We start from the raw sequence: 10,117 nt of genomic DNA on the forward strand, positions 1-10,117 counted from the left end.
CAACGCTGCATCAATTCTCTCTATCTGCCGAAACTCCTATTCTTGCCTTATGTCCGGGAGCTGAATTTGGACCTTCTAAACAGTGGCCTGTTTCTTATTTTGCTGAAGTAGCGAATGCTAAATTAGCTGAAGGATGGCAAGTGTGGTTATTTGGTTCTATGAAAGATAAATCAGTAACTGACACTATTGTTTCTTTGGTGAGTCATCCCATACAAAATCTTGCTGGACTCACTCAATTGAGTGAAACTGTGGATTTATTGTCTTTAGCTTCTTTAGTTGTGACTAATGATTCTGGTCTTATGCACATTGCAGCGGCGCTTCATCGGTCTCTTATTGCGGTATATGGTTCTACTTCGCCTGATTTTACTCCCCCGTTGTCTTCTCAATCAAAAATTTTAAAATCGTCCCTATCATGTAGTCCTTGCTTTAAGCGTCATTGTCTCTATGGGAGACGATACCATCCCTGCATGAAAGAATTAACTCCGAAACGGGTTTTGGAACTGGTAGGCTAAGTATAATGATTTTTTTATATTGAAAAATTTATAAGTCAATTATAAGCAGTGATCATAAACAAACTAAATTGATATCTTAATTTCCAAAAGTTTTGAAATATGAATAAAATTTATACTATAAACATTAGTTATTAAATCTTTAAACGTTAGTTCTTAAATCTTGCTGGTAAGAGAATAACGGCCATAATAGAAAACATTTTTATATATTATTTTATTTGAAATAAACCATTTTAGTAGCATCTGATAAAAAATTAACTTTGTTAGAAAGGAAAATAAAGTAAGCGATGAGTGAATTGATATCCTGTTCGTTAAGAAAAGTTACTTTAGTTATGAGTTATGGTTAGAATTTAGAGGTAGAGACATAGTTTAATTGAAGCAAAAATATTTAAAAGTAAGAAACAGTAATTAAACTTTTTTGTACTTTTATGCTGAAATCATTGCTAGCTCTAATATCCTGAAATAATACTAAAAATTATGGGTATCTAAAAATTTTATTCTTGTGAACTGAATAAAATTTAAGAATAATTTTGTGAGTGATAGGAAATCTTTTTAATATGTCAAGTAATCAGTTGATAGAAATCTAGCATTCTAGTAGTAAATTTAGTTCTCAAAATTTACTAGTAGAGTTTTTTAGAAACTTGAAATAAATATTCTAAATGAATGAGATTCAATATAATGAATTGTTATTAAAATTATTTTTAGTTTTAAGATTTTAAGATTAGGGTAAACTGTATTAGTTTTGGTGATATGCCATCTTAGATTACATTATGATATTTAGTGTCATATAATACTCATCTTTTTATTTATAAAGACAACTTTTGATAATTAAATTACTTATATTTCTTTTCAGGTAAAAAGTTTTAATCCAATGCTATTTTAACTAGATTTTCTTCTTACTCGGAAGAGTTTAAAGAACTATCTAAATAGCTTTTGATAATAAATTTTTGTTTTTAGAAGTTACGTTAGCTTCTGAGATTAACATTTATTTTTTTGGGAGTAGACGGTGAGTATTAGTTTTTTTAGATGATATAAATTATTTTATGATTATAAATAATCTTATGAATTTTGAAATGTAATTATTTTTACAAAATGCTATTTCCTATATTATACAGGGTATCATTCGAAATTCTAGAATGTGCTTAATAAATATGCAGAATAGTAAATTTTAACTAGCTATGCCAGAATTAGCTGAAATTGAAACTTCCCCCGTAGAATTTAGGATTGACTCGGTTCCAGTACTATGAAACTTAAGCTATCCATTTATATTTTTATTTTTCATCGCGACTTACGTTTATTTTTATCTTACGGGACTAAAATTAAAAAAATTATCGGATTTCATGATGCTGAACTAAATTATTTGACGAAAAATTATCTTTGTTTCATCTTTTTATTTCATGTTTTGAAAAACTTTAATAAAGATAGCGGCTTGTTATGGAATTTTGGGAGGTCCTTTTCATACAGTCTTTATAAAGAAAGGGCTTCTAAACCATTATGATCATTATATTCAAATAAAGTAATAGCCTTTTTACTTATTATTTAAGGTGAAGGATTTACGAAACTTGGATTTTATAGAAGTGGATAGAAAATTTTCTACATATTCCAGCTTGTGCTAGCTAAGTTTAATACTATTTTTTACAAGCTTTTTCTGGAATATATTTTTATAGATCGTTTTAAAAACATCAATAAACTATAAAAATGCTATTATGAAGTAACACATTATAGTATATATTGGGAATATTTATGTGAATTAAGAAATTATTTGAAATAAACATAATTCCAATGAGCATTAACCCATCTATTTTTTTGAATCAAAATGTTGCTTTAATAAGAGCAATCAAAATACTTTTAAAGACAGAGCAATTACTGCGGACAGTAGGTACAACACACTACTTTGAAAAATTTTTTACATTTCCAATGGTACAGTATTTTTTAGATAGTGATTATTAATATATGTTCGCTCTGGGAAAATTTTCAGGAAATATAATACGAGGCTCATGATAGATTGATTAATCTACCTTAGTCAACGACGCATCTATTGATCTCTGATGTGCCAGAGATAGAAAACTATTCATTACCTTTGAGTTTAAAAAAAGGGGGGAGAAGCATCGTCGGTATCTTACTTAATTACATGATTCTATTTTTTTTGAAAAACTAATAGACAGGAATAAAGCATATAAATGCAATTCTGTAGTGTCACTGAGCCAAGGGTTGGCAAAACAGCCTACAACCATACTGACTAATAAAATCTGAATTAAATAGCGATATTCATCGAAAAGAAAAAAGCTATATCTCCATTGTATTATAAAATTTAATAATAAAAATGTAACCCCAATGATGCCTAACTCAACAGCGGTATTTAAATAGCTGTTATAAGAAATTTGCATAATACCAGTATCTTTGATGAGTGAGAAAGGTAGCCTTGCATACGCAGTATAAAAACTTCCAGTCCCGTGACCAATCCAGGGCTTTTCTTTATAAAGAAGATAAGCATTTTTGATTGACTGGAAACGAATACCAATGGAGGTTTTTACCTCACCATGTTGATAATGTTCGGTATTATGTGCAAGAGCTAGAATGCGAGATTGAAATTCTACAGAGAAATGATAAGCAAGACTGCCCAAAAGAATAGTGAGAATGCAAGCTCCCAACAATCCTCGCCAACCGAAATACAGGGTACTCATACACAAAAAAAGAGCTGTGAAAATAAAATATCCTGAACGTCCTTGGCTCATAAAAATAATATTAAAAATAGCAGCTAAAGCGAGAAACCCATAAATCCAAAGAAATCTGAATTGCTTCAGAAATCGATAAATAAAAATAAAAGTAGCGATAACCATTAAAAAATTTTGAATGATGTGGTCTTTAAAAACACTACTTTTATCAAAACGAGAATGTAAAAGAAAAGCGGGATGATAATAATATTTGATGTAAGAAAGTATTAAAGTAATCACCATTGCAGTTAAAAAAGCATTGAGAATATATGATTGCCAGCGAGTTTCAGAGAAAAAGTCAATTAAAAGAGCGGCACATAATAAAATTCCAGATTTATAAAGCTGTCGAAATATATCTTGGTAGGGTACAATCCAATAAAAGGAGCCTATAATATAGAGCAAGATCCATATAATTAAAAATATTGCTACAGGATTTGTGTAGATGGCTTGTATCTTTGGTTTCCAAGAATTACTGAATAAGCTGAAGATAGTTGCAAGGGGGAATAAAATACAGGTTAGGCTAGTTGAAATGGGAAGAAGCAGAGCTACAGCAATGAATAGTATCCCAGCGCTTTTACTAATCCATGTGCTTTTGACATGTATTGTTTCTTGCATGGTCTCTCGGCAACGAGTTAACTTTACTGCAACGAGTTAACTTTACTGCAACGAGTTAACTTTACTGTTAAAATAGCTATTAGTTTAACATAAGAATATTAAACGATTCCAGATGTATGAACTCCATATCCTCGAACCTACTTTAGCTGACCAGACTGGGCATTGCTATAGTTATATTCAGAGTTTAATTCATGCTAATACAACCTTTAAATATGTATTGCATATTTGGCTCGATCAACGTGGACGTGATTTATATTCAAAGGAACACTGTCAATCGCATCCTTATTTTTACTACCAATTACGAAAAATACAAAAATTTTTTTGTTTACGTTCATTGATTCAAGCTAATAAAACTATTTTTATTCCAACTGCAGGTTATTTAGATTTAATTTATTTGAATTGCATTTTGAAAAACAGAAAATATCCAGGAAAAATATTTATTCATTTTCACCAATTTAAAATTTCTGATGCAAAGATTTACTTACTTAAAAAAATAGCTCGATTTCATCCTGAATTTATTATCATGACACCAACGCAAAATTTGTTAAAGATTTTTGAAGAGAGTGGCTTTCATAACTGTGCACATGTTTTTTGTCCCAGTTATGCTCCTTTATCGCAGCGTGCTATGGTTAATTCATTTAGAAAATTAATTTATGCTGGGGCAGCTAGAAGTGATAAAGGGTTTCCCGAAATGGTCTCTTTTTTGGAATATTTTTATCAAAAAGAAAAAAATACGACTGTTGAAGTACAAGCTTCGCCTCCCTCTTCAGGACGATACGATGGTAAGAGTAAAACCGCGTTATTGCGACTTAAAAAAATACCTTTTTCAAAATTAATTTTGCATGAATTAACACTGAGTCAAAAAGAATATCAGCAATTATTTATTGGAGGCATTTGTCTTCTAATTTATGACTGGGAAAGTTATCGAAATAAATTCAGTGGCGTTGCTTTAGATGCTTTATATGCAGGATGCCCCTTGATTACTATTAGGGGTACATGGATGGGGGAAGTTACACAACAGTTTCAGGCAGGGATGGCCTTGACAGACCGCTCTACTAGGAGTATTTATGAAGCTTTCCTAGAAATCCGTCAACGTTATGTGTATTTTCATGAAAATGCTAAGCAGGCTGGAAAAATTCTTATTCAAGAGCACGACCCTAAAAATACTTTTAAAATTATTAAAAAAATGAGTAGTAGGTAGTTAGAATGAGTAGTAGGTAGTTAAGTAGTAATGAGTAAATTATCAGTATATATTATTGCTTATAATCAAATATCAAAAATTGAAGCAGCGATTAAAAGCGTTTTATGGGCGGATGAAGTCATTGTTGTAGATTCCTACAGTATTGATGGCACTACTGAATTAGCAGAAAAACTAGGTGCACGAATTATTCAGGTTCACTTTAAGGGATTTGGTGATTTACGGAACCAAGCCATTGCTGTGTGCCAATATGAATGGATTTTCAGTTTAGATTCAGACGAGCGTTGTACACCAGAAGTTCGTGATGAGATTGTTTCAATAATAAATTCTGATCAAGCTGTTCATATTTATAAAGTACCGCGTAAAAATTATTTTTTGGGTCGTTGGATCAAATATGGTGGATGGTATCCAGATTATCGCCAACCACAATTATTTCGAAAAGGAAGTTTAAGTTATGTTGAGGATATCGTACATGAAAATTATCAATGTTATAGTAAAAAACCAATTGGTTATTTAAAAAAACCGATCTTACAAATTCCATTTGAAAATTTATCTGAAATGATAGCAAAAATGAATCGTTATTCGACACTTGGCGTTGATCGACTTAAAAAGCGATATACAGAAGCATCAATGTCGTTAGCCCTCACTCATACTATTTGGACCTTTTTAAAAGTTTATGTTTTAAGAAGAGGTTTTTTAGATGGTTGGCCAGGTTTTATCATTGCTATGGGGTATAGTTATGGTTCATTTTATCGTTATGCAAAATTTTATGAGCAAGAAAAATTAAAACAGATTGATAGCATCGAGTCAATATCCTGATGCTAAGGTTGCTTAGTTGGTAAGAACAGTAGTATTTTTTTATAGAAAAAACCTAAATTTTTAAAAAACGCATCGAAATGAACTACGTGAGTATTTGGAGAATCATTAGAGCGAGTCATTGAAATGATCTATCAATGTATTATATATAAATCTAATTTCTATAGCTATGCTTTTAAGTTTGATAACAATGTATTTGTTGATTGTTGTTCAACTGAACAAAAAATTCTATGGCTTTTTTACTAAGATTGTATAAAATAAATTTATGAAATTTAAACAGGGTTCGTGAAAAATGTTATTTTTTCATTAATCTTAAATTTTCTTAGAAATCCATAGGAATAAGAGGTTAGTATAAGCAAGAATAAAAGGTTAATATGAGTTTCTTCCTGCATGTTTATCATTTAAGTAAATGATTAGAAGAACATCTTTAGAATAGCATTGTATAAGAGTGTTTTAAATCACAGTCTTTAATTTAAATTATTAAAATATTAAATAGACGTAACATAGTGTTTTTTTAAGAAACTATTCATGATTACAAAATAGTGATATTTATACTGATAGTTTTAGAAATTTTAAAATAATTAATCAATTGTCTCACTATTAATTGTAAAGTTTTAACAAAGATTACTTTTTTCTAAATTTGCTCTATTTTACAATCATATTTTTTTAATATAAAAAATGCAAAAAGCTCTTTAAAGTAAAGTATGGGGTTTATTTTTGGAGTCGCATATAAAGTCATTCCATTTTCTTGGAATAAAAAAATTAAAAAATGACAAAAGTGATCTAAAAAGGTTTTTAATTTATTAATTTCATCTCGGCTCGGTGGAGTAAAGTTTGTTTAGAATGCATAATAATATCGATTCATGGTGATTAGAGTATTTGGAGCATCGATAAACTCTGTTGTTTATCCAGCCGTTTTTTTAATTTTAAAAAAATTCTTCTGCTAAACATGCCGTGATCTCAGATCAAAAGACCACAACATTAATTATCAAGTATGCTGGATTACTATTTGCAAGATCACATGTACTTTAATCTCATCTAAAAGAAGTAGTTTATGAATTTTTATATAATTATAAAATGTAGTAGCTTAATTTTTTCAAATTATCGTTAGTCTTGTAAAACTTGTAAAATACTTAAAGGAAGGATGGATTTTTTAACCTTTTTAATAAAAAAATAGTTAAAATTTATATATATTTACATATTGACTATTTTAGGATCTTACAAAACTTTGGTCAAGAAAATTAAAAGTATCATAGGACTAATTCAAAGCTAAATTGAGAACTATAGATTTAGAGGATTGCTCAAAACTCTAGACTTCCCCTCGCCCTTCTTTCTTGTCGGTCTCGATGCTTTCTGCGCATAATACCTATTTCAAGAAAGGAAAAATCCTATGACAGATAAAATTGAGATCCCCTCTTATCAAGAGGCACATGTAGTAGTTTATGGGGATTTAATTTTAGATCGGTATTGGTATGGTTCTACTCTGCGAATTTCTCCTGAGGCACCAGTACCTGTGGTTAATGTCAATCATAGCGAATCCCGTCCTGGAGGCGCGGCGAACGTAGCCTTAAATATAGCGGCACTAGGGACTTCAGTAGAGTTGCTTGGTTTAGTGGGAGAAGATAATGAAGCAAAAGAATTAGAATCTTTACTTCCTTCAGATTTAATTGAGCGTTTTTTTCACCGTATTTCTAACTATCGTACAGTTACAAAATTAAGGGTTTTGGGTCCGAACCAACAGCTTTTACGGATCGATTTTGAAAAGTCTTTAGATGTTTACCAGGATGAACTCTTGGTGCGCCGTTATGTTGAGTCTCTTTCAGGTGCCAATGTTGTGGTTTTATCAGACTATGCTAAAGGTACATTGATGAATGCTCCCCTTGTAATAAAAAAAGCACGTGAAAAGGGGCTTCCTGTCTTAGTAGATCCAAAAGCTCCGGATTTTATTCGTTATGAAGGTGCTACGATATTAACTCCTAATTTAAAAGAATTTGAAGCAGTGGTGGGACCTTGTAGAACAGAAGAAGAATTAAAGTCTAAGGCTCGACTGCTTATTCAAAATCATCATTTTGAAGCTATTCTTGTTACTCGTGGTCAACTTGGAATGATTTTAGTCGAAAAAAATAAACCGACTCTCAGTTTAGCTGCTCATACTCGCGAAGTTTATGATGTTACTGGTGCTGGAGATACTGTCATTGCTGTAATGGCGGCTTCCATTGCCGCTGGTTCTGATTTAATTTCTGCTGCTAAACTTTCTAATTTAGCTGCAGGTTTAGTGGTACGAAAACTAGGTGCTACAACAGTCACCGTTCCTGAGTTACGCCGGGCTGTGAATCAGATGACAAATTTACATACAGGGATAATATCAGAAGTGCAGTTGTTGCAAGTAGTGGCTGATGCACGTGCTCATGGTGAAAAAATTGTTATGACAAACGGTTGTTTCGATATTTTACATGCGGGACATATTTATTATTTAGAAGTTGCTAAGACAATTGGAAATCGGTTAATCGTGGCAGTTAATGATGATTCTTCAGTAGCACGTTTGAAAGGAATTAAAAGTCCACTTAATGCATTACAGGCACGGATGGAAGTTTTAGCAGCTTTACGTGCTGTCGATTGGGTTATATCTTTTTCAGAAGATACTCCGGCTCGTTTAATTTCTATGGTTTTACCTGATATTTTAGTGAAAGGCAATGATTATCAAACGCATGAAATTGCCGGACGAGATGCTGTTCTTAAAAACGGTGGTAGGGTATTAACCATACCAATAAAAACAGGTTTTTCTACGTCTCAATTAATTGACAAAGTTAGAGGAGTAACGAGGTGATTATTGTAACTGGTGCTGCAGGATTTATAGGAAGTAATTTATTAAAAGCTCTTAATGCTCGGGGAATAACAAAAATTATTGCTATTGACGATTTAACTGATGGCAGAAAATTTCAAAATTTAGTAATGTCAAAATATTATGATTATCTGGATTATGAAGATTTTTTAAATCGAATTATAGCTGATCAATCGTTTGGGCGATCTATTGAAGCAATTTTTCATAATGGAGCTTGTTCGGTAACAACCGAGTGGGATGGTCGATATATGATGAGAAATAACTATGAATATTCCAAAAAACTCTTGCATTATTGTGTACAACGAAAAATTCCTTTGATTTATGCATCTAGCGCTGCTGTATATGGGGCTAAACAACAATTTAAAGAATCAAGCAATACTGAAATGCCTTTAAATGTATATGGTTATTCAAAATGGATTTTCGATCAATACTATTTACAACAGTGTTCTCAAATTAGCTCTCAAGTTGTTGGTCTTCGATATTTTAATGTCTATGGACCTCATGAGCAACATAAAGGATCTATGGCCAGTGTGGCTTTTCATTCTATGAAGCAATTACGTGAAACCGGAGTGATTCAATTATTTGAAGGTTGGGATGGTTATTCTGATGGAGAACAGATGCGGGATTTTGTCTTTGTAGAAGATGTGGTGAAAGTGAATTTATGGTTTTTAGTACGCCCAAAGGAATCTGGTATTTTTAATGTCGGTACGAGCCAGGCACGTACTTTTAATGCTTTGGCGAAGATATTAATTCAACTAAATGGGGGAGGGAAAATTGAATATGTATCTTTCCCTAAAAAATTTAAAGGCACCTATCAAAGTTTCACGAAAGCTGATATTACAAAATTGCGAGCAAGGGGTTATAGTAATGAATTTCTTACTTTAGAAGCAGGTTTGCATTTTTATTTCAAATGGATGAATGCTAGTTTGTATCCACAGCGAAAACTCAACTTCTCCTTATAATCAATCAGGCTTAAGGAAATTGCTGCAGGGTTTCAGTTATTTATTTTTAGTCGTAAAAAAAGTTTACCTACTCAGTATAAAATCCTTTCAGTTTTAATAATTTTTAATGCTTTTAGAAATGAAAGAATAATAATTATAGGAGAAAAGTTACTAAAAATAAAGTCCTTAACGTTACAATTTATATAAAAGAATTTCTTAAGGGCTAGTTGTAATGTTTCTTCTAATATTTTTAAAAATGTTTTTACAAAAAAATACCTACAGTAAAGATCTATTTTATTTGCTCCTGAACAATGCTCTCCAGTTCCTCCTCCCTTAAGATTCATTACTTCAAGTCTATGATATTAGCATCATCAAATATTAAGGAAGTATTATATTTATTTTTTAACTGTACAATTTTGATTAAATCAGCTAAATTGATTTTCATCCCAAAAAAAACCTCGATGAGTAGGATGAAGCGTCCT

General features: G+C 31.3%; 6 protein-coding genes. 5 read left to right on the forward strand and 1 reads right to left on the reverse strand.

Annotation, left to right across the window (positions count from 1 at the left end; translation table 11 throughout):
- Positions 1-512, forward strand: a 512-nt coding sequence (waaF, locus tag CLERM_RS02375) for a lipopolysaccharide heptosyltransferase II (protein ID WP_102157000.1), incomplete at its 5' end; no start/stop codon positions are given.
- A 2,120-nt stretch (positions 513-2,632) separates the two neighbouring features.
- Here waaF and CLERM_RS02380 read toward each other — a convergent pair.
- Complete coding sequence (locus tag CLERM_RS02380) at positions 2,633-3,838, reverse strand: O-antigen ligase family protein (RefSeq protein ID WP_102157001.1); 1,206 nt, start codon at positions 3,836-3,838, stop codon at positions 2,633-2,635.
- Positions 3,839-3,950: 112 nt separating this feature from the next.
- On the opposite strand from CLERM_RS02380, the gene CLERM_RS02385 reads away from it, so the two are divergent.
- The 4 genes from CLERM_RS02385 (at position 3,951) to rfaD (ending at position 9,656) form a co-directional block, all read left to right on the forward strand.
- The gene (locus tag CLERM_RS02385) at positions 3,951-5,039 is read left to right on the forward strand and encodes a glycosyltransferase (protein WP_102157002.1); all 1,089 of its coding nucleotides are present in this window, start codon (positions 3,951-3,953) and stop codon (positions 5,037-5,039) included.
- A 30-nt stretch (positions 5,040-5,069) separates the two neighbouring features.
- On the forward strand, positions 5,070-5,855 hold the full coding sequence (locus tag CLERM_RS02390; protein WP_102157003.1) for a glycosyltransferase family 2 protein: 786 nt from the start codon (positions 5,070-5,072) through the stop codon (positions 5,853-5,855).
- Positions 5,856-7,242: 1,387 nt separating this feature from the next.
- Positions 7,243-8,679 carry a bifunctional D-glycero-beta-D-manno-heptose-7-phosphate kinase/D-glycero-beta-D-manno-heptose 1-phosphate adenylyltransferase HldE gene (gene hldE, locus CLERM_RS02395; RefSeq protein ID WP_102157004.1) on the forward strand — a complete coding sequence of 479 codons (1,437 nt, stop codon included), beginning with the start codon at positions 7,243-7,245 and terminating at the stop codon, positions 8,677-8,679.
- On the forward strand, positions 8,676-9,656 hold the full coding sequence (gene rfaD, locus CLERM_RS02400; protein ID WP_102157005.1) for an ADP-glyceromanno-heptose 6-epimerase: 981 nt from the start codon (positions 8,676-8,678) through the stop codon (positions 9,654-9,656). Before hldE ends, rfaD begins: the two co-directional genes overlap by 4 nt.
- Positions 9,657-10,117: the final 461 nt, after the last annotated feature.

Source organism: Coxiella-like endosymbiont (assembly GCF_002871095.1).
GTDB lineage: Bacteria > Pseudomonadota > Gammaproteobacteria > Coxiellales > Coxiellaceae > Coxiella.